Consider the following 20,117-nt stretch of genomic DNA (forward strand, 5'->3'; position numbering starts at 1 on the left):
TTGCCTATATACGTTATACATGCCTTGAAACGCGGTCTATAAGCTTCGTTTGAATCTTCGCGGATAACGTCAAGTTCTCTACTCCTGCTAAATGCTTAGGAATGCTCTCCCGTCAGCTCCTTTTGAATAAAATCAATTATAGCGGCTGTTTCCTGGGATTGAAACCAGTGCGTATTACCATATTTTTTAAACCATGTAATCTGTCGCTTGGCATAACGTCTCGAATTTTGTTTGATTTTTTCGGTCGCTTCCACCAAAGACTGCTTGCCATCGAGATAATCAAACAACTCAGCATAACCGACAGTGAGCAGTGCAGGTTTCGTCTTAAAGGGCAGTAGGTTTTTAACTTCGTCCAGTAAGCCATTTGCCATCATCAAATCTACACGTAAATTGATCCTTTCATATAATCTTGCCCGATCCATATTCAAGCCAATGGTAAGTATATCAAAAGGTCTTTTCTCGACATCTTTCTTATGGTAAAAGGACATCGGTTTACCTGTCGCCTCAAAAACTTCAAGAGCCCGTACGACACGTTGCGGATTATCGATGTCTGCCGTTTCAAAATATGCAGGGTCAATACTTTTCAATCGATCTTTTAAGACCTCCAATCCCAATACTGCAAGTTCATGATTAAGTCGCTCGCGCACTTCATCCCCGGCCTTGGGCAGATCATCCAATCCTTCGCACAGGGCCCGTACAAACAGGCCCGATCCACCTACCATAATTACGACATCATGCAATTGAAATAGTTCATCTAGTTTCAGTAAAGCCTCACGTTCAAAATCTCCTGCAGAATAATCCTGCGTGATGGAGTGTGAATCAATGAAATAATGGGGAGCAGCAGCAAGTTCCGCTGGATCTGGTTTAGCTGTACCAATAGACATTTCCCGATAGAACTGACGAGAATCAGCAGAAATTATCGCTGTTTTAAAATATTGTGCCAATGAAATAGCCATTGTAGTCTTACCAACGGCAGTTGGCCCCACAATGGCTATCAATGTTTTTCTATTTGCCATAATATAGCACTTCACAGGCCTAAAAGGACCTGTAAAGTCTTCTTAATTAATATTCGTCTTCGTAGCCGTTGGATTCTTCACGCTCTTCACCTTCTTCGCTCTCTTCCTCATCGTCACCATCACTGTCGAAACCATCCAATTCGTCTTCATCATCTACGCCATATTGCGTATCGTCTTCCTCCACATAATCGTCCTCTTCAACAGCATCCGCTACTGGGAAATTAGCCGCAGTCATGGTTTTAGGAACCTGACCCATAGACTTAAACAGCGCCGGATAGTCCTTCCCATCCTCTTCCTTCAAGATCTTGATCAATTCAACCTGGAAATCATAAGGACGATCAAAATTGTAAACGTAGTAAAATTTCTGATGTGGATCATCGATAAACTTACTCAAACGGATATTCTCCATCAACAATACCTCAGCATCTTTTTTACGTTGTGTAGGCTTAAATGCGATCTCAATTCCCTTTTTCCATTGATCATTACTCACATAGAAAGAGGAAGATGCATCTGGAGCATATCCTGTTGATTTATGGATCTCCTCATGTAGGTCTATAAATGTACTTTTAGAAGGCATGTCGATCTCACGATATACATCTTCATAATCCTCAAAAGTAACTCTAAATCTATAAATTGCCATCTCTGCTATTTTCTTCTTTTAACCCTCTAAAATTAATACTATATTTTAAGAATTGGAAATTTCCAATGGGATTTCTTGTTTGACCGTCAGGTTCATTTCCCCTGCCTTTTTCACCAAGAATTGATAAGCCTCTAATCGGGAATTTGGAATCTCGCCCTCCAGAATAGCCTCACGAATCAAATTTTTCAGCTGGCCTACAGTACGCCCTGGCGCTAAGCCAAATAGGATCATGATATCCTCTCCACTGATCGGCGGCTGCCAGTTTCGAACCTTGTCTCGCTCTTCGACATCCTTCAATTTTTGTTTGACAAGTTCAAAATTCTGACGATATTTTTTCTTTTTAAACTCATTTTTTGTGGTCACATCCGCATGACATAGCATCATAAGGGCTTCAATATCATCTCCCGCTTCAAACAACAGACGACGTACGGCAGAATCCGTTACGATATCTTGCGCCAAGACAATAGGCCGAAGATGCAATTGTACCAGCTTTTGAACAAATTTCATTTTCTCATGGAGCGGCAGCTTCAATTCAGCAAAAAGCTTTGGTACCATACGGGCACCACGATCTTCGTGGCCATGAAACGTCCAGCCGAGCTTTTTATCAAAACGTTTTGTTGCCGGTTTGGCAATATCATGCATAATCGCTGCCCAACGTAACCAGAGATCTTCAGACAATTCACATACATTATCCAGCACTTCCAACGTATGGTAGAAATTATCTTTATGGCCTTTGCCATCAATGACATCAACCCCATGTAAATTATACATGGCTGGAAATATCAATTCCAGGAGACCAGTATCAAAAAGATATTTAAAACCGACTGACGGCTTAGGTGAGAGAATAATCTTATTGATCTCATCGATAATACGTTCTTTCGAGATAATCTTTATTCGCTCTTTGGTATCGCTAATCGCTTTGATCGCATCAATCGTGATTTTAAAATTTAGTTGTGTCGCAAAACGGATGGCCCGCATCATACGCAACGGATCATCGGAAAACGTTTCTATCGGATCCAGAGGCGTTCGAATAACACGCTGTTCAAGATCCTGCACGCCGTCAAATGGATCCACTAAAGTACCATAATCCGCTTTATTCAATGAAAACGCCATCGCGTTGATCGTAAAATCACGTCGATTTTGATCATCGGATAAGGTACCGTCTTCCACAATAGGCTTACGTGAGTTGGCACGATAAGATTCCTTTCGGGCACCGACAAACTCCACATTGAGTCCTTCATAAACCAACATTGCTGTACCAAAATTCTTATAGACAGCAACTTTGGTATGTAGCCTATCACCCAATAAAGTCGCAAATTCAATGCCGCTGCCGACGACAACAATATCCACATCATTCTTAAAAGGCCGCTTCATAATATAGTCGCGAACATACCCCCCAATGACATAACATTCTGTATTTGTTGTCTCGGCGAGTTCCTTAATGATTGAAAATATTGGATGTTGTAAATTATCGTACATAGTTAGAACAGCAGGTAAAAAACCAAACAGTCTGCAAAAGTAACAATTTTTTTTGTATTGGAATTAGAGACAATTGAACAAGGATCAAAGACGCTGACACTGTAAGCGGCGAGCTTACAGACTAACATCAACAATCTTTATCCTTGTCCCTAAAAAAGTAAGACGGAATATTTAGTCTCTATCTTTGGATAACTTACGGAAAGCAAGTGGATTTTTAAGTAATTCGGCTTGTTCACGGCGGCGTTTTACAATATGTAAAGCCGAGAAAATTGCCTCTACAAAAGAGCTTTCAGAAGCTAAGTTTTTTCCAGCAATATCATAGCCTGTACCGTGATCTGGCGAAGTACGTACGATAGGTAAACCAGCTGTAAAGTTTACACCGGCACCTTTGGCAATATGCTTAAAAGGAATTAAACCCTGGTCATGGTACATTGCGAGTACCGCATCGAATTTCTCATAAGCACCTTTTGCGAAGAATCCATCGGCAGGGTATGGACCAAAGCAGAAGATCCCCTGTTCATTTGCTTTTTCTACGGTAGGTCTAATGATCTGATCATCTTCTGTACCAATAATCCCATGATCGCCAGCATGTGGGTTTAGGCCCAAAACCGCGATCTTAGGCTTTTCAATCCAAAAATCTTTCTTCAACGAGTCATTCATCAGGGCTAGCTTTTTAAGAATAGCTTCTTCGGTAATATTAGCCGCAACCTCATGCAGTGGAATATGACCTGTTACCACACCAATACGTAATTCATCACAAACCATAAACATCAATACATCATCAGCCTCTACTTTGGCCTGCAGATATTCGGTATGGCCCGGAAATTGAAATCCCTCCTGTTGAATATTATGCTTATTAATTGGGGCAGTCACTAAAGCATCAATCTTGCCGGCTTTCAGGTCTTCAACAGCTTTCTCCAACGAAAGGAAAGCATATTTACCGCCAATTTCGTTTTCTTCACCCAACGAAATCTTGACGTCTTCCTGCCAGCAATTGATCATATTTGCTCTTTTGGAATGCGCCTGCTCAGCATCATTGATCACGTTAAAACTAAAATCATTTACACCAATCGCTTTACGGTGAAAAGAAGCAACCTTTGTATTTCCGTAAACCACTGGCGTAAAGAAATCGCACATACGCTGATCTACCAAAGATTTAATGATGACTTCAAGTCCAATGCCGTTAATATCGCCTACGGTAATTCCGATTTTTAATTTATCGCTCATTCTGTTTAAATGCTTTGATTCAAAAATAGGGATTTTTTTCTTAGAATAACTTTTCACTTATTTATTTTTTACTTTTGCAACATGAGCACAGTAAGAGCAAAAAAACATTTAGGACAGCATTTCTTGAACGATAAAAATGCTGCACAAAAGATTGTGGAAGCATTGGATCCTAAATTGGGTTTTAGCCAAGTGCTTGAAGTAGGTCCGGGAATGGGTGTACTTTCTGATTTTCTCTTGCAAAAAGAGGAATATGAAACCTATTTGATCGATGTGGATGACGAATCCATTGCTTATTTGGACGATAAATATCCCCAATTGGGTAAGCGATTGATCCACGGTGATTTCCTGAACCTTGACTTTTCACAGTATTTTGGTGAGAAAATGGCTGTCATTGGCAATTTCCCTTACAACATCTCCTCCCAGATTCTCTTTAAAATTTTGGATGAACGCCAACGTGTCGTTCAAATGACGGGTATGTTCCAGAAAGAAGTAGCCGAACGTTGTACAGCTAAGGCGGGCAGCAAGGAATATGGTATCTTGAGTGTCTTTTTACAGGCCTATTATAAAGTAGAATACCTTTTTACTGTAAAAGCAGGAGCTTTTAATCCACCGCCAAAAGTATTGTCGGGCGTTATTCGCATGACGCGCAATGACCGTGAGCAATTGAATTGTGATGAAAAACTATTTTGGCGTGTTGTTAAAGCGGGCTTCAATCAACGTCGTAAAACCCTCCGTAACTCACTTTCGGGTGTTGTTCCCAAAGATAAAATGTCCGATAATCCACTATACGAGCTACGCGCAGAACGATTGACTGTAGATGATTTTGTCGGTTTAACAAGCGAAATAGCAAACAGTCTTTAGTATGCATTCATCGGACAGCACATTTATTATCGTTGGCGGAGGTATCGCTGGATTATGTGCTGCGATAGGGCTTGCAAAAGTAGGTATTGAAGCACATGTCTATGAAAGCGCCATTGAACTCAAAGGCATAGGTGCTGGATTCGGGCTCGCGGCCAACGCCATGCAAGCTTTGGAACATCTCGGATTGAAAGATGAAATCGTTCCGATAGGGCATTACCTTGCATCTTATAATGTCTTGGATCAAAAGGGAAATATTCTTGTTGAACCAGACACCAGGTCAATCAGTCAAAAATATCAACAGGACAATTTCGCCATCCATCGGGCAGATCTGCATCAGTTTCTCTTATCCAAAATCCCGAATGGACAGGTTCATCTCGGCAAACGAGCCGTTTCCTTTGAACGAGAGGGAGAAGATATTCAAGTTTATTTCGCAGACGGAAGCCATGTACGTGGTCAAGCCCTTTTGATTGCCGATGGCGTACACTCAGCATTACGACAACAACTGATACCGGGATCGGCACCCCGCTATTCAGGCTATACCTGTTGGCGGGCAACTATCGATAATAGCAGTATACAGCTCAGTAAAGGGACGGAAACCTGGGGCAGCAAAGGACGCTTTGGGATGACACCGCTTGTCAATAACCGCATTTATTGGTACGCATGCATCAATGCTGAGGCACAAAATCCGGTCTTAAAAAATTGGAAAACAAAGGAGCTCCTCGACAACTTCAAAGATTATCATGTCCCTATTCCAACAATTCTTTCGGAAACAAAGGATAGCGAACTAATTGCAAATGACATCATTGACATCGAACCACTTCAACAACTCGCTTTTGACAATATCCTATTATTGGGTGACGCCGGACATGCGACGACTCCCAACCTGGGCCAGGGAGCCTGTCAGGCTATTGAAGATGTTGCTGTGCTCGTGGATGAACTCCAGACCTCAGCTTCCGTTAATTTGGCTTTCCAAGGATTCGAAAAAAGAAGATTGGATCGGGTAAACTATATCTGTAATACTTCCTGGAGGATAGGAAAAATTGCACAATGGGAGAATCCATTCTTAATAGGAATGCGAAATTTTGGCATGAAAATAATGCCTAACCGCATGAAACAACAACAGCTGAACAAATTACTATCTGTAGATTTTATGCAGATCAACCGTAATGAAGACACTAGGATCTAAATCAACGTACTCCACAGGAATGACATGCACGAACAGACCCTACATAAAAAATAATTGAATGAAAGCTACAATTTTGATCGTCGACGATATTCATGAGGTCATGCTTAAAAAATTTGAGCAGGCAGGTATACATTACAATTATCAACCTGATATCAGCCGAGAAGAAGCTGAAAAAATCATCTCCAATTACTCGGGTATGGTTATCCGTTCCAAATTTCAGGTAGATAAAGCTTTTTTTGACCTGGCACCAAACCTCCGCTTTATCGCCCGTGCCGGTGCAGGTATGGACAATATCGACGATACAGTTGCTGCGCAAAGAGATGTGCTGTTAATTCCGGCCAATGAAGGCAATCGGGATGCTGTAGGTGAACATATGATCGGTATGTTGCTCAGTCTAATGAACAATCTGAATCGGGGTGACCAACAAATACGATCTGGCCAGTGGTTGCGTGAAGCCAATCGTGGATACGAACTTAAGGGACGTACTGTAGGCTTGATCGGCTATGGGCACAATGGTATGGCCATGGCAAAAAAACTATCCGGTTTTGATGTACAGGTGCTTGCCTATGATAAATATCGAATCGACTACGCGGATCAATATGCATCGGCAGCAGACATGGAAAAGATCTGCAAAGAAGCCGATGTGATCAGTTTCCATATCCCCTTAACGGATGAAACAAAGGGGATGATTGATGCGGATTATCTGGCTAAATTTAAAAAACCTATTTTCTTTTTACTGGGGGCACGAGGCGGTATTGTACAAGTACCCGCAGTGCTTAGCGGCCTTGATTCCGGTTCCATTATCGGAGCAGCATTCGATGTGTTGCCAGTAGAAAAGTTTCCAAAACTGGCTGAGCAGAACTGGTATGCAGATCTTATCCGTAGAGACAATGTGATCTTATCTCCACATGTTGCCGGATGGACATTCGAAAGTTATTATAAATTATCGGAAGTGGCTGCAGATAAGATCATCGCCTTTCTGACATCTTAATTTTTACAAAGAGCTATTTGTCAAGATCTCTGATCAAACAAAGGTGTTTTTGGGGTAGCCAGTTCTATTCTTAAGGATGCCGAAGGGTAATAGGCTTAAGCTTTTACAGCCTATAATGTAAGGGCTAAAAGGTCTGGACAAGAACAACAATCAGAAACTGAAGCACCAAGCTACCGTCAAGTAGATAAGCATAGTGGTAATGATCTTTTGTTTTGAAAACAGCCAATTTTAGCAATGCAAATATGAGCACGTTGGTCAGAATCAATCCAAATTTAATAGGTACCGTGTAAGGTACCGTCAAGATCAAAACACAATGAAGGCCCAACAACCCATAAGTTAGATTTTTAGCTTTTTGTTCGCCCAGCATATTGGGCAAAGTCCGCAGGTGATAATAGGAATCCTGTTGGATATCCCGAATATCAAAAGGCAATGTACAGATAACCAAAAATATGAACTTCAATCCGCAGAGCGCAATAAAAACCCACTGATCTATTTTGACACCGACATTGGCCAGTTCCACATAGGGAAGCACCACACTGCTGCAGACCCAGACCAGGGCAATATGAAAAATCTTGGCCCCAGGTATCTGTCGAAGGCCCACTTTGCGGTCACGGAAAGTAAACAGGGGCATTCCGTATAATAGACTCAGGATTCCAATAAATCCCAAAAACAAAAAGGAGTACACATGAATATACCACAAGCAATAACCAAGCACAAGCAGAGCGATACCATTATTTAACCACATGACCCATTCATGATTAAAGATCCAGCGTGTCCGCGGGAATTTTGATTCTTTTGGGTTCTTCGGTTTGGACCACCACAGGCTAAAATTATAAAGCAACAAAGTCGCTGTCCCTTCCACTAAAACGATATACCAATTGATAGACCGTTCAAATATGATATAAGTCAGCGCGCATTGTGCCATGGCCGCCATGGCGATCAGAAGATTTGTATAGATTGTAATATAGAATAGCTTTCTTAGAAAAGACATCTTGGTAAATCTTGATGCAAGATAACAATCTTATAGATAAAAGTAGTTTAACATTATATTAAACATCAATTTTTTGATAAAATGGGCAAAAACCGCTAAATTGTACACCGAAATCGAAATATCAAAAACAATTTCGCAACGATAACAATATAAATTAAAATAATTCATAATAATCCTAATAACGATGAGCCTACAAATAAAATCATTTGAAGAATATCAAAGTGAATATAAGCGAAGTGTAGAACAACCTGAGGAGTTTTGGGCGAGCATTGCAGATCATTTTTTCTGGAAGAGAAAATGGAATAAAGTGCTGAGCTGGAACTTTGAGGAACCCAATGTCAAATGGTTTGAGGGTGCTAAATTAAATATTACAGAAAACTGTCTTGATCGCCATATTTATGCTAATGGTGATAAACCAGCCATCATCTGGGAACCTAACGATCCAAATGAAGCGCACCGCATTCTTTCCTATAAGCAATTACTACAAAAGGTAGAGCAATTTGCCAACGTACTTAAAAATAATAACATCAAAAAAGGAGACCGGGTATGTATTTACTTACCAATGGTTCCTGAATTGGTTATCGCTGTATTAGCCTGTGCTCGTATCGGCGCTATCCACTCGGTGGTGTTTGGAGGTTTTTCAGCACGTTCTATTGCGGATCGTATCGTCGATGCGGAATGCAAACTGATCGTTACTTCAGATGGTAGTTACCGTGGCAATAAAACCATTGGTTTAAAAAACATTGTGGACGATGCTTTAATGCAATGTGACACTGTTGAAAAAGTAATTGTCTTAACACGTACACGTACACCGGTATCGATGATCAAAGGACGCGATGTATGGTGGGAAGATGAGATCAAAAAAGTAGAAACACAAGGAAATCCAGCATGTCCAGCAGAAGAGATGGATGCTGAGGACAATTTATTCATCCTTTATACATCGGGATCCACAGGTAAGCCTAAAGGTGTAGTACATACCTGTGGCGGTTATATGGTGTATACAGGCTATACCTTTATGAATACGTTCCAATATAAGCCAAACGATGTATTTTTCTGTACAGCAGATATTGGCTGGATTACAGGACACAGTTACATCGTCTACGGGCCGTTATCACAAGGAGCTACTTCTTTAATGTTTGAGGGTATTCCAACCTTCCCAGATGCAAGCCGTTATTGGGACATTGTTGATAAGTTCAACGTCAATATTATCTATACATCCCCTACGGCATTGCGCTCATTGATGGCTTTTGGTGACGAATTTGTCGACAAGAACGATCTTTCCTCTTTGCGTGTTTTGGGATCTGTAGGTGAGCCAATCAACGAAGAAGCCTGGAACTGGTTTAATGAAAAAGTTGGTAAAAAGAATTGTCCTGTTGTTGATACCTATTGGCAGACAGAGAATGGAGGCCACTTGATCACGTCATTGGCGGGAGTAACACCGGAAAAAGCAAGTTATGCGATGTTCCCGATGCCGGGCATTCAACCCGCTTTGATGGATGAGAATGGAAAAGAAATCGAAGGCAATGATGTCACAGGAAACCTATGTATCAAGTTCCCTTGGCCAGGTATGCTACGCACGACATGGGGGGATCATGACAGATGTCGTCAAACCTATTTCTCGACGTATAAGGATATGTATTTTACAGGCGACGGGTGTTTCCGTAGTCCAGAAGGCTATTATAAAATTACAGGCCGTGTAGATGATGTATTGAACGTTTCGGGCCACCGCATTGGTACAGCAGAAGTTGAAAATGCCATCAATATGCACGCTGACGTTGTTGAATCCGCTATTGTCGGATATCCGCACCCAGTAAAAGGCCAAGGTATCTATGCTTATGTCATTGCGAATCACCATACCGATGCAGAAGCCACCAGAAAGGATATCATGGAAACCGTTTCACGTATTATCGGTCCAATTGCTAAACCAGACATTATCCAATTTGTTGATGATCTACCAAAAACACGTTCAGGAAAGATCATGCGTCGTATCTTACGCAAGATTGCCGAAGACGATATCGCCAATGTAGGTGATACTTCGACACTTCAAGATCCTGCCGTTGTAGAAGGAATCATCAAAGGCGCTGCGGCTTTGAAAAAATAGTATAGTGCATACTTTTAACAAAAGAGCCTTCCCTGGGGAAGGCTCTTTTGTTGTATGAAACTAATTCTCACATCACCGTTTAGCATTCAGTCGGATAGGTAGTATGTAAGCCACATTTACCGCTTCACCGCGCTGAACACCAGGCTTCCATTTCCCAGCCTTTTTTAGCACGCGAATACCTTCATCCCCTGTACCAAACCCCAAATCCTCTTTCACTACAGCATCTCTTACATTCCCTTCATGGTCGATCATGAACATAATCAACAACACACCGCTTACATTATTTTGAATAGCTTCTTTGGGGTAAATATAATGACTGCCGATATAGCCCATTAATCTGGATATTCCACCGGGAAATTGAGGTGGAATCATATAATTTGTTGAATCATAATTTATTAAAACCCCATTTTCTTTAGTTGTGATGCCCGAAATCAATTTATCCTTGCTATAGATTTCAACGTAGCTATCTTTTCCCAATTTGCCGTGCCATTCGCCCTCGCGTAAACTATTTAACATAGTTCCTTCTTCATAGTTATTCCTGTACCCTGAAAAACGAATTAAACCATTACCATTTTCCAATGTTCTATTCCGGAGAGAGTCATAATATGCTACATAAATGGGCTTTTCTACCTGTACTTCCCCCTTTGCGTCCACCCTATTTGGATAAAACAAAATTTTCTTCAATTGATTATTTGGATAAAAATAAAAGGCAGAATCTATTTTGGTTCCATTAAAAAAATTTTCTAAGTCCTTTAAACGACCATTTTCATAAAACTCATATTTTCTCCCATGATATTTTAAAGGTGATTGGGCAGTTTTACTTATAGCGTTAAGCTTAACTGAATCATTGTGAAAATAGAATTCCTCCACGCGATAAAATGTATCATTTCCATTTCCTTCGGGACGAACTATCCTAAGGTAATAAGCAGAGTCCTTCAGCCTAGTTTCTTCTCCATTTTTTTTATAGTAGGAAATCTTGTTCTGAGCGAGAAGATGTGATACACAAAGGGTGAATAATAAAAAGCAGATAGATCTTGTCAAAAAATGTAAATAATACTTCATAATAATTGTTAATACAGGGTAATAATAACAAATATCCCGGATAGTAAAAAAATTAGCCGGCCAAATAAAATTTAATTTTATCGCATTGGGATTTCAAAACACCTTTTTTATGTTATCCACATTATGTTAATAAAATTGTGGATAACTCAGAAAACCTACTCACCTTCATCCTCTCGAAGTCTGACAATTTCTTCCAATGCCTGAACATCGATCTGATCCTTTGGTCTATTGATTGCCTTTTTATTAGCGATGAGCTGGTTTATATGTAAAAAAGGGATTTTTACGTTATCAATTTCCGCGATGGATGCCAATTCGAGACAATCATCAAATGAAAAACCTTCAAGCCCTTTCATATCTGTCAAAATGTCCAAGCGAAGCCCATTATTCAAGTGAAAATCTGTCCAGCCAGCTACGAAAGGAATAGTTTCCAGCTGTGGAATATCACCAAGGTCAGATAGCCTGAATGCTTCCCTTAACCGTTTTCTATTATCCAATGAGTCTTTTATCCAAATATCTAAATCACCAGTAAACCTTTGAAAGCCATGCAAATTGGTTGCATAACCTCCAATCATAATGTACGCTACATTTGATTGCTCTAAATTCTGCCAAAACTCTAAAATTTCCTGATCAAAAATATCCATACACTATTTCTGATAAAAGGGTTTATGAATAATTTTTGCCTTTTTAAGCGTTTGTTGAATTTTGTAAAGACGGGTAGTCATTTCAAATCGCTCCTTATAAGTACGATTAAGTCCGGCCCTCAATAAAGCAATTTCAGATTCGCTAAGACATTGTGAAGTATGTTCTTTGTGACCATCCATTTCAGTTATACTTAGTTAAACAGATCCATTAACAAAGATACAACAAAAAAAGCCACATCATCCCGACGTGGCTAAAATAAACATATGAATTTAATTAAACAGTTTCTATTTATACGAGTTTACGGAGCTTGCAACCTTCCAGGTTCCCGATTCATTGATTAATGTCACCAAATCTGTTTTCGTGAAATCCTCAAACTTCATGGTGATACGTGCCACCATATAGTTTTCAGATTCCTCGAGTACTTCGGTACTTGTGCTGCAGTTCAATTTTTCACCTTTTTGCTTTTTCAGGAACGAAATGACTTCCGAACGGCTATTGGTGCGTGCAGCTTTTCCCTGAACTTTTTGATTGAATTCGGATGCAAACAATTTTTCTACGCCCTGAGATGCGCCTTCTGTCATTACCGACACATAGCTATCGATGGCCAAATCGGCTGTGGAAAGGTTCAATGCTTTACCAGGGTCAGCTGCTGCCATTGCGAAAGTTGATAGTGTAATCAATGCTGCTGCTGCGAATGTCTTTACTAAAGTTTTCATAATTGCTATACTTTATATTGTTAGTTTTTTTGTCTCTTTTCTTATTGTCGCAAGGATATTGATTTTGTTGCATCATTTCCTTTAAGATTCTGATTCAAAAGTAAGACAACGCAGCATCCTATTTTATTACATTTAGATCAACGGAATAAAAAAGTCGGTAAATGGTGGTAAAGGAGCGGTAAATGGATATCCGCTCCGGTAGGAAAAAATATACGTAAAGATTAATATCACTTTTATAACTGGAAAGCAGCTAGAATAGTTGCTGGCGTACAATCAACTTCATTGAGCACATTGCACCGTCGGCCATTTTTATAAAGATATATGATCGTAAATCCAACCAGGATGGGTGTACCAACAAATTCGTTGCATGGAATGCTGATCGTCTTGGCCGGAATTGGATCCTGTCCATAGACGATATCGATTTCCCATTCTTCATCTTTTACCTCAGTGAACTCCCTTTCTTTGAAATTGAAAGAAAAGGTATGGAATTTAAAGGCGATAGCATTACAATCTTTGGGTAGCAGCAATGCTCGGTTAATGTCAAATATTGGAAATGATATTTCGATCTGATTCTCCTCGGTTAGGTTAACCGTTGGATCGATATTCAGCGCATCCTGCATATGGAAATTTTCGTTGAATTGGAAATTCACCAATCTGTCGAGCCTACAGTTGTTTAGGCACAGTGTTCCCCTATCGTCATTGATACTTGTCTTCATTGCCCTATAAATCTGTCTATTCAAGCGATTGCCCATCTATCCATCATGCAGTTCCTGATGCACTAACCCAAAAGCCTGCCTAATTGCAGCGCCCGCGCGACTTGCCTGTCCAAAATCTTTACCAGCTTTCTTCGTGTCGACGTTTTGTTTTACACGATGTGGTTTACCTTGAATGTAGTTCTTTGTTCCTACCTTTCTGCTTACCAGTGGGCCAACCAGTCCACGGATATAGCCATTATCATTTATTCCCATACAATAAATATACTACCAAAACGACCCTATGTCAAGTATCTTGTTCATTTTTAAGGATTTCGGAAGCTGCAGCAAACAGCAATTGTAAATTTGAAAATTTAGTGATACCTTTTTTGGGATTAGTTATAACCAATTCCTAACCGCCTTCTGACTGCAAGCAAGGTGCAGACAGGATGTCTGTACAGTGAAAGCACCTTTAAAAGGTGGACTCAACGTGGACTCACTGTGCACACAAGGTGGTTACAGTACGGAGTTGATCGTAAGTTGGTGTAGAGTTGGTGCCAAGAAAATATAATTATTTGCGCCGAGTGGCTGTGTTGAACTTTGAGAATAATGTAATCACGATAGAGCTTGATATAGCCCCCACGAACAAGGAATCTGGAATGGACGATTTCTCATCCAAGAAATAGTATATAGCAGCTGCTATTGAAAAGCAGACGATGAAGGACAATATTAAAACAAGTATAAATTTGGTTTTCATTAGTCAAGGGTTAATATAGTACAACTTAATATACAAAAAAACATTTAACACCCAAAGAGAAATTTATTTAATTTATATAATTAATCCATTTCGATAACAAGAAACCTATTTAACAACTCTGGATTGATAACGTTTTCCACAATGTTATTAACATTCTGTGGAAAACCCCGAACACATCAAATTTAGACGAAATATAAGACGATATACTAGATTCGACCAAAAGTTTTTTACGATGTAAATAAGAGATACATATTATTGTTTATTCAGCATTCGAATAAAGCTACCATTTGCATAATCGAGTTTCTGTGTATAGTAGTTTGTTTCAGGGCCTGCAACCAACGCACCTCCTATCGCACCTAGCAACACGGAAGCTACAACAACATTGGTTGCAGATGCAGTTTCCATAACGGGGCCAACAAAAATAAAATCATCATCTTCCTTGATTAAAGCATAAAACTGATCCTGACTTGAAATAAAAGGATTACCAGCATGCACTACTGCATAATAATCTTTCGGGTTTACCTTTTTAAGTTTCCCTTTTTCATTCTCTTTAAAGAAGCCTAAGTTTAAATCACCCTCTCTTAATTGGGCCTGCCCACCTGATGGTGTTTGAAGGGCAAATTCCTCGTAGCTCCGATAAAGTCCATCTTTATAGGTTGAAGTATTATATAACGCTAATTGTTTCTTTTGAATATCGTCGTAATGTTCGATTTCACTGAGACTATAGCTTTTTGTGGTATCGCCGTTTTTGGTTAATGCATCAAAGATCAGGTTATTGACAACCTCGCTGGCGCGTGCCAAAGTCGCTTTGGTTACATCCATCCCTTTAACGACAATAGCTGTATCAACTCGGGCTAGCTGTAAATATTCTCCATTAGCCTCTTTTGAGAATAAGATTGCTCTAAAGTCCAAAAATCCCTTTTCAGAAAAAGCTCCCGTCAATTCCGCTATGCAGAATTTTTCCAATCGCATCAGCAATTCACCATTTCCCTTACGACCGGTTATTTGTTCCAATTGGCTCTGCAACTGTTTTTCCAATGATGGCTCCGCCACCAACAACCGGTTTGCATTCATCATACCGACCTGTATGACGCCGAGATTATCTTTTATCTCTCTTGCGTCGTATAGGTTTATCTTGCTATACTTAGCATGTTCAACGACCTTAACAGGTTTCTTAAATTGAAATGCTCTGGTCTTTTGTTGCGCTTGCACTGCAACTGAATTTATAAGAATAATGAATAGGAGGAAAATAATACGTTTCATGGTAAGTAAATTTCAGAAAATAGGTTACGCTAAGTTATTGCATTATTTGCTTTTCTGCAACACCTATACTTCTTTATGGATCATACACTTTCCTTCCTATTCACTATCTATATGTTTTACAGCAAGTTCAAGTAGGGCATTCACAAAAGTATAACGATAAGTTAACTTATGCGGTAATGGTGCTAACTAAAAAGTCCGAACATTAGATTAAATTTATAAACTGCATCCGCTATTCCTTGTTTTGCTGTTATCGTCCAATACCCCAAGCTAACTGTACATAGAAATGGCCCAGTCTATCCTTCGTAACATTTGAAACTGCAGCATTCACTACTTTCCATTCATTCTGTGCAATAGACGATTTATAACCTATTCTACATTCCGGACGAAAGCTAGTTCGTTCGGAATTAGATGTTTTCAACGTAACACTTAAATCGACAATAGCAGCATCATGTTCCAATTTTGTCTGGTTGGACTGCGTTGTCAAAAAATCTTCAAATTTCCCATTCAGATTTTTCTTTTGAACGGTAAAAGTAGCAGACTGCGTACCGACTCCCAGCTGCGGACTAAAGATCAATCTGCCTGTATGTATCGCATTGGTAGATACATAAACCGTAAAATCTCCTGTGTTCATCGTATTGTCGTTTTTACTGCTTGTCGACAGGCTAAAATTCACGCCAATGAGGGTTTGTTTGATCCTGTATGCAAGTCCAGCTCCAGCATTCCAGCCAAACCCAGGTACCTTTCCGGAATCATAATCTTTCAAAATCCTATTCAAATTGCTTGCATTGTTAAATTGAACACCGGCAAAATAGATCGTCTCAAATGGCAGATGTTTAGTCTGATTGGTTTTTTGTTGCGCAAATAACTGAGCTGCAAAAACAAGTAAAAGGGCACTAAAAAAATACTTCATAAAATTTACACTTTGGTTTATATGAATTAAACTAATTAAGGTAAGGCCTATATCCTTTAATTATGACAACTAAATCAATAGATTCATTACATGGAAAAAAATATTTACAAAAAAGCCCCTCCAAAAAATATTCTGAGGGGGCTACTAAATAAACATATGAAACTTTCTCCCTGATTTCGCAGGGAGAAAATTGCTTTTAACTTTGTGGAACTAACTTGATCGTACCTGCATCGTTGGTAAAATACCCTTTGGTATACACACCTGTTGGTTCTACATACTTCAATTCTCTAAACTTCACTCCATTAACATCATATTCCGTGTAAAATTCAAGTCCAGTAGGCGTATAACGATAGGCATAAGGTTTAGAATTTCCTGCGATAAGCAATGCTCTCTTCGTTGCCGCTGTAGCAAATGTTGCAGGAAAAGATTCTGTCCCGACCTCGAATTTGTAATTTGAAAAAGCATTAAACTTTGTAACAGCTGCACGATATGCTGCCACAATTGTAGCTGCGTCTGCAGATTTAATCGGCACCATCACCAACTTATTGTAGGACTTTCTACCTTCCATAACAATCGAATCTGCTGATGCTTTTGTTACCAGGAAATCATTTTCACCTTTCATTCCCTCGTTAACGGAACCGATTTGCGCCGTTAGAAAACCAGGTAATTGATACGCACTTGTTTTATTGAAATACCCTGGCAATGCAAAATAATGAAAAAGGCGATTATAAGTGTCAAATGTTAAAATAGGCCCTGCTCCTGGCACGATTGTATAGGTACTAGTCTGTGCTACCAATGTCGTCATATCCCCTTCTACAGTAACATCAACCCCGTTGGTAAATTTTGTAAATAAGGTATAACCACCAAACTCTAATGCGCTACTTGGATAGTATTTTATCAGCCACCCATCTTTATTAGACTGCAATGTTGAATATACATTGGACACACTTGCATTCAAACGATCAGTCGGGCTCTCATCAAAGATCCGATCCATTTTCTTTTCACAACTTACGCTCAAAGATAAAATGGCTATTGCGAGTATAAATAGTTTTATTTTCATTTTTCTTAATTTAAAGTTGTTTGATCAAATGTACTGAGTCGAGGATAACGGGCAATAATATTAGCACGTAAAATGTCCATATCGATTCCCCATTCGGACTTCATATAGCTTTTTACAATAGCCAATTTTGATAGTATCAATGCCCTTCCCGCTGCTGTCGAATTTTCTACATTCAACATGGCATCAAAATCAGCTTGACTTCGCGTAACATAGAACGAATACAGTTCAGCAAAATCTTCAGTATCAGCCTTAGAAGCATATGGCGATATGAAGCCGGCTGCTATAGCGGTCCCAATTCCAACTGGGGTGTTTGGATACTTCGTATTCCATTCATCTTCAATATAGTTACTACCCGAAATTTCTCTAAAATTGCTCGGATAGGGTTTATTTTGATTTAAGATATGCTGAAATTCATGGTGTACCGTCTTGAAGAATCCGTTGGTCAAGAATTGAGGATTTTTACCATTAGCTTCATTGAGCTCCAGTAAATTGTATAAAGAAACTTTTGTACCAGATTCAGCTGTACCAAGAATAATAACACCATTTGTCTGTACTGGTACAGAACCTGTGTAAGTAATGATCTTTGGAAAATTATTTCTTAAAAACTGTGTACTTCCAGTTACTTCACTATACGGATCCATCACCAAAAACAACATCAGTTTCGACAAACGAATCGAAGCGTCATATGGAGCTGGTACCAATCGATAGGTCATATTGGATTCCTTGTCAACATATTTATAAAGTATTTCTACGTTATATGGCTTTGTATAGTTGTTGTACAAATAGTTATCTAATGCATTTTTGGGAATTTCTGAATCCACAAAAACACTTTTAGAATCAAGTTTATCCTCTTTATTACAGGCAGAGAACATCACTCCACAGGACACTAATATTGATATTAATAGATTATTGTTTTTCATATTATCTAGGATTAGGAGTTAAGCCCGCATTAATAACATCTTGCGGCAACTGAATCGCACGTCTTTTATCGCGCTTGGTAAGTGTATTATCTGTAACAGTATATGTCACAGTACCATTAAACACCGCTGGTGCCTCCCTTCTCGTAATTTCTATTCCATAGCGCTTAACATCAAACCATCGCATACCGGTTTGCAAAAATTTCAGTCGTTTTAAAGACAATACAGCGTGAAGCATATTCTCTTGGGTACCAGACTCAATTGAAAATTCTGGATTCAACTTTTTCTTTGGTGTAGGTGCTGTTGGCGTAAAATAATCAAATGAATTTGCCCATGTATTAATAGAAGCTTCACTAACTGTAGCAGGAACATTGATCGTATTATTGTCAATGTGGATCTGCATATCGGAAAGAGCTGCACTATAATTTTTTAAATGAATATTTGCTTCTGCTCGATTAAGTAGAGCCTCCTCCGATACAATTGGCGCAAATACACCTTTTGTGTACCCTATACCCGCTACTTGATCGGTGTATTCAAACATGCGCGCCACGTGTGGAAAAATAACCTTATTTGTTGTAGTACTGGAGTAAACCGTTGCCTTAATTCTGTAATCTGTACTCGCCTTGGCCTGTCCAAAAGGTTGTTTGGCAAAAATGGTTTCTGTCATTGCAATACTACCTCCGTGGGCAAGCCTATTATTGGTTGAGTAATTGCCAAACGTCTGCCCCATAGAAGAAGATGCGGTCGCTATCAGAAAATTTGCTTTAACAGAACTTGCATTGTACTCGCGCGTAAAGTTTGCATAAGTAGCTGAAAAGGGGGCGATAGTCTTATAATCTCTCAACGTGGTACTCGGATTTTCACCTAGGGCCAATGTAGCATAATCAACTACCTTCGCCCAATCCTCCATAAACAATGCAACACGGGAAGCAAAAGTATAAGCCGCTGCACGATTAAAATGATATTTTGCAACACTAGAATTCGCATAAGAAGCATCATTAATTAATGGTAATCCTTCTTCAACATCTTTCTTAATATAATCGTAAACCTCAGCAACAGTATTGCGCTCATACTTGGGATTTAGAGTAGTTTCTCCCTTTGTCATGTAGGTTATACCAAGGTCAGTTGTGCCATATGTTTTTGAATAATTCTGTGCAAAAACATTGACGAGTATCCAATGATTATAGGCTCTAGCCAACAATGCCTCTCCTTTTTGAGCACTGAGACTCGTAGGATTTCCTTGCTCTTCAATTGCTTGTAACGCCGCATTGGCGCTGGCTATTGCACTATAGCATGCTCCCCAAATACGTTCAATACCATCGTTATTCGTCTCCGATATATCTTGCCATTTGTAGATTTCTTCTATAAATCTTGGATAGTTTAAATATACCGGACCTACATCATCTACATTGTCTGAAGACAATTCTGTAACCACAACATAAGCGCTGCTAGGATATGCCCCAACTAGCATTTTACCTATTTTGTCGGTAGTATTCAACTCGGCCCTGTTGTCTGGCAATTCATCAAGATACTTTTTACAGGACGATAAGCCCATTGCCGATAAGCCGGCCAAAATCAATATGTATGATAGTCTATTTTTCATATG

Annotated in this window: 19 protein-coding genes; 4 read left to right on the forward strand and 15 right to left on the reverse strand. The window is 39.5% G+C overall.

What is annotated here, in order from left to right:
• Positions 1-95: 95 nt before the first annotated feature.
• The 4 genes from miaA to pdxA form a co-directional block, all read right to left on the reverse strand.
• The gene (gene miaA, locus M2419_RS25955) at positions 96-1,016 is read right to left on the reverse strand and encodes a tRNA (adenosine(37)-N6)-dimethylallyltransferase MiaA (protein ID WP_153845704.1); all 921 of its coding nucleotides are present in this window, start codon (positions 1,014-1,016) and stop codon (positions 96-98) included.
• Between the two features lie 46 nt (positions 1,017-1,062).
• Positions 1,063-1,656: an IS1096 element passenger TnpR family protein gene (locus M2419_RS25960; protein ID WP_153845705.1), complete on the reverse strand. Its 594-nt coding sequence runs from the start codon at positions 1,654-1,656 to the stop codon at positions 1,063-1,065.
• 45 nt (positions 1,657-1,701) lie between these two features.
• Positions 1,702-3,135 carry a CCA tRNA nucleotidyltransferase gene (locus M2419_RS25965; RefSeq protein WP_153845706.1) on the reverse strand — a complete coding sequence of 478 codons (1,434 nt, stop codon included), beginning with the start codon at positions 3,133-3,135 and terminating at the stop codon, positions 1,702-1,704.
• Between the two features lie 171 nt (positions 3,136-3,306).
• Positions 3,307-4,362 (reverse strand): 4-hydroxythreonine-4-phosphate dehydrogenase PdxA, encoded by a 1,056-nt coding sequence (gene pdxA, locus M2419_RS25970; RefSeq protein WP_070560760.1) that lies wholly within the window; start codon positions 4,360-4,362, stop codon positions 3,307-3,309.
• Positions 4,363-4,443: 81 nt separating this feature from the next.
• Here pdxA and rsmA point away from each other — a divergent pair, with 81 nt between their 5' ends.
• From rsmA to M2419_RS25985, 3 genes are read left to right on the forward strand one after another with little or no spacing between them, the layout of a single operon-like run.
• Complete coding sequence (gene rsmA, locus M2419_RS25975) at positions 4,444-5,223, forward strand: 16S rRNA (adenine(1518)-N(6)/adenine(1519)-N(6))-dimethyltransferase RsmA (RefSeq protein ID WP_153845707.1); 780 nt, start codon at positions 4,444-4,446, stop codon at positions 5,221-5,223.
• 1 nt (position 5,224) lies between these two features.
• A complete protein-coding gene (locus M2419_RS25980; RefSeq protein WP_153845708.1) occupies positions 5,225-6,409 on the forward strand; it encodes an FAD-dependent monooxygenase in 1,185 nt (394 codons plus the stop codon).
• A gap of 58 nt (positions 6,410-6,467) precedes the next feature.
• A complete protein-coding gene (locus M2419_RS25985) occupies positions 6,468-7,400 on the forward strand; it encodes an NAD(P)-dependent oxidoreductase (RefSeq protein WP_153845709.1) in 933 nt (310 codons plus the stop codon).
• A gap of 124 nt (positions 7,401-7,524) precedes the next feature.
• On the opposite strand, the gene M2419_RS25990 is transcribed toward M2419_RS25985, so the two are convergent.
• A complete protein-coding gene (locus M2419_RS25990) occupies positions 7,525-8,391 on the reverse strand; it encodes a hypothetical protein (RefSeq protein WP_153845710.1) in 867 nt (288 codons plus the stop codon).
• A 184-nt stretch (positions 8,392-8,575) separates the two neighbouring features.
• Between M2419_RS25990 and acs the strand changes: the two genes are divergently transcribed.
• Positions 8,576-10,492: an acetate--CoA ligase gene (gene acs, locus M2419_RS25995; RefSeq protein WP_153845711.1), complete on the forward strand. Its 1,917-nt coding sequence runs from the start codon at positions 8,576-8,578 to the stop codon at positions 10,490-10,492.
• 72 nt (positions 10,493-10,564) lie between these two features.
• Here the strand turns inward: acs and M2419_RS26000 are convergent, their stop codons facing one another.
• The 10 genes from M2419_RS26000 to M2419_RS26045 form a co-directional block, all read right to left on the reverse strand.
• The gene (locus M2419_RS26000; protein ID WP_153845712.1) at positions 10,565-11,554 is read right to left on the reverse strand and encodes an energy transducer TonB; all 990 of its coding nucleotides are present in this window, start codon (positions 11,552-11,554) and stop codon (positions 10,565-10,567) included.
• Positions 11,555-11,709: 155 nt separating this feature from the next.
• Positions 11,710-12,195, reverse strand: a complete 486-nt coding sequence (locus tag M2419_RS26005; protein WP_153845713.1) for a hypothetical protein — start codon at positions 12,193-12,195, stop codon at positions 11,710-11,712.
• 285 nt (positions 12,196-12,480) lie between these two features.
• The gene (locus M2419_RS26010) at positions 12,481-12,912 is read right to left on the reverse strand and encodes a nuclear transport factor 2 family protein (protein WP_112374911.1); all 432 of its coding nucleotides are present in this window, start codon (positions 12,910-12,912) and stop codon (positions 12,481-12,483) included.
• A gap of 233 nt (positions 12,913-13,145) precedes the next feature.
• Complete coding sequence (locus M2419_RS26015) at positions 13,146-13,628, reverse strand: hypothetical protein (protein ID WP_259256110.1); 483 nt, start codon at positions 13,626-13,628, stop codon at positions 13,146-13,148.
• Positions 13,629-13,664: 36 nt separating this feature from the next.
• Positions 13,665-13,880 (reverse strand): hypothetical protein, encoded by a 216-nt coding sequence (locus M2419_RS26020; protein WP_259256111.1) that lies wholly within the window; start codon positions 13,878-13,880, stop codon positions 13,665-13,667.
• 733 nt (positions 13,881-14,613) lie between these two features.
• A complete protein-coding gene (locus tag M2419_RS26025) occupies positions 14,614-15,624 on the reverse strand; it encodes a hypothetical protein (protein WP_153845715.1) in 1,011 nt (336 codons plus the stop codon).
• Between the two features lie 247 nt (positions 15,625-15,871).
• Positions 15,872-16,534, reverse strand: coding sequence for a hypothetical protein (locus M2419_RS26030; RefSeq protein WP_153845716.1), 663 nt, complete (start codon positions 16,532-16,534; stop codon positions 15,872-15,874).
• 196 nt (positions 16,535-16,730) lie between these two features.
• Positions 16,731-17,594 (reverse strand): DUF4302 domain-containing protein, encoded by an 864-nt coding sequence (locus M2419_RS26035; RefSeq protein ID WP_153845717.1) that lies wholly within the window; start codon positions 17,592-17,594, stop codon positions 16,731-16,733.
• 5 nt (positions 17,595-17,599) lie between these two features.
• A complete protein-coding gene (locus M2419_RS26040; protein WP_227550153.1) occupies positions 17,600-18,514 on the reverse strand; it encodes a putative zinc-binding metallopeptidase in 915 nt (304 codons plus the stop codon).
• 1 nt (position 18,515) lies between these two features.
• Entirely contained in the window at positions 18,516-20,114 is a 1,599-nt protein-coding gene (locus M2419_RS26045; protein WP_153845718.1) for a RagB/SusD family nutrient uptake outer membrane protein, read from the reverse strand.
• Between the last annotated feature and the right edge of the window lie 3 nt (positions 20,115-20,117).

It is taken from the genome of Sphingobacterium sp. BIGb0116, assembly GCF_024808035.1.
In the GTDB taxonomy this organism is placed as follows: Bacteria; Bacteroidota; Bacteroidia; order Sphingobacteriales; family Sphingobacteriaceae; genus Sphingobacterium; species Sphingobacterium paramultivorum.

Excerpts from the sequence above, each read along its gene's own strand:
- miaA (WP_153845704.1), bottom strand. The coding sequence starts at position 1,016 with ATGGCAAATAGAAAAACATTGATAGCCATTGTGGGGCCAACTGCCGTT.
- M2419_RS26015 (WP_259256110.1), bottom strand. The coding sequence starts at position 13,628 with ATGAAGACAAGTATCAATGACGATAGGGGAACACTGTGCCTAAACAAC.
- M2419_RS26005 (WP_153845713.1), bottom strand. The coding sequence starts at position 12,195 with ATGGATATTTTTGATCAGGAAATTTTAGAGTTTTGGCAGAATTTAGAG.
- acs (WP_153845711.1), top strand. The coding sequence starts at position 8,576 with ATGAGCCTACAAATAAAATCATTTGAAGAATATCAAAGTGAATATAAG.
- M2419_RS26045 (WP_153845718.1), bottom strand. The coding sequence starts at position 20,114 with ATGAAAAATAGACTATCATACATATTGATTTTGGCCGGCTTATCGGCA.
- rsmA (WP_153845707.1), top strand. The coding sequence starts at position 4,444 with ATGAGCACAGTAAGAGCAAAAAAACATTTAGGACAGCATTTCTTGAAC.
- M2419_RS26020 (WP_259256111.1), bottom strand. The coding sequence starts at position 13,880 with ATGGGAATAAATGATAATGGCTATATCCGTGGACTGGTTGGCCCACTG.
- M2419_RS25960 (WP_153845705.1), bottom strand. The coding sequence starts at position 1,656 with ATGGCAATTTATAGATTTAGAGTTACTTTTGAGGATTATGAAGATGTA.
- M2419_RS25980 (WP_153845708.1), top strand. The coding sequence starts at position 5,225 with ATGCATTCATCGGACAGCACATTTATTATCGTTGGCGGAGGTATCGCT.
- M2419_RS26000 (WP_153845712.1), bottom strand. The coding sequence starts at position 11,554 with ATGAAGTATTATTTACATTTTTTGACAAGATCTATCTGCTTTTTATTA.
- pdxA (WP_070560760.1), bottom strand. The coding sequence starts at position 4,362 with ATGAGCGATAAATTAAAAATCGGAATTACCGTAGGCGATATTAACGGC.
- M2419_RS25965 (WP_153845706.1), bottom strand. The coding sequence starts at position 3,135 with ATGTACGATAATTTACAACATCCAATATTTTCAATCATTAAGGAACTC.
- M2419_RS26025 (WP_153845715.1), bottom strand. The coding sequence starts at position 15,624 with ATGAAACGTATTATTTTCCTCCTATTCATTATTCTTATAAATTCAGTT.
- M2419_RS26040 (WP_227550153.1), bottom strand. The coding sequence starts at position 18,514 with ATGAAAAACAATAATCTATTAATATCAATATTAGTGTCCTGTGGAGTG.
- M2419_RS25990 (WP_153845710.1), bottom strand. The coding sequence starts at position 8,391 with ATGTCTTTTCTAAGAAAGCTATTCTATATTACAATCTATACAAATCTT.
- M2419_RS26035 (WP_153845717.1), bottom strand. The coding sequence starts at position 17,594 with ATGAAAATAAAACTATTTATACTCGCAATAGCCATTTTATCTTTGAGC.
- M2419_RS26010 (WP_112374911.1), bottom strand. The coding sequence starts at position 12,912 with ATGAAAACTTTAGTAAAGACATTCGCAGCAGCAGCATTGATTACACTA.
- M2419_RS25985 (WP_153845709.1), top strand. The coding sequence starts at position 6,468 with ATGAAAGCTACAATTTTGATCGTCGACGATATTCATGAGGTCATGCTT.
- M2419_RS26030 (WP_153845716.1), bottom strand. The coding sequence starts at position 16,534 with ATGAAGTATTTTTTTAGTGCCCTTTTACTTGTTTTTGCAGCTCAGTTA.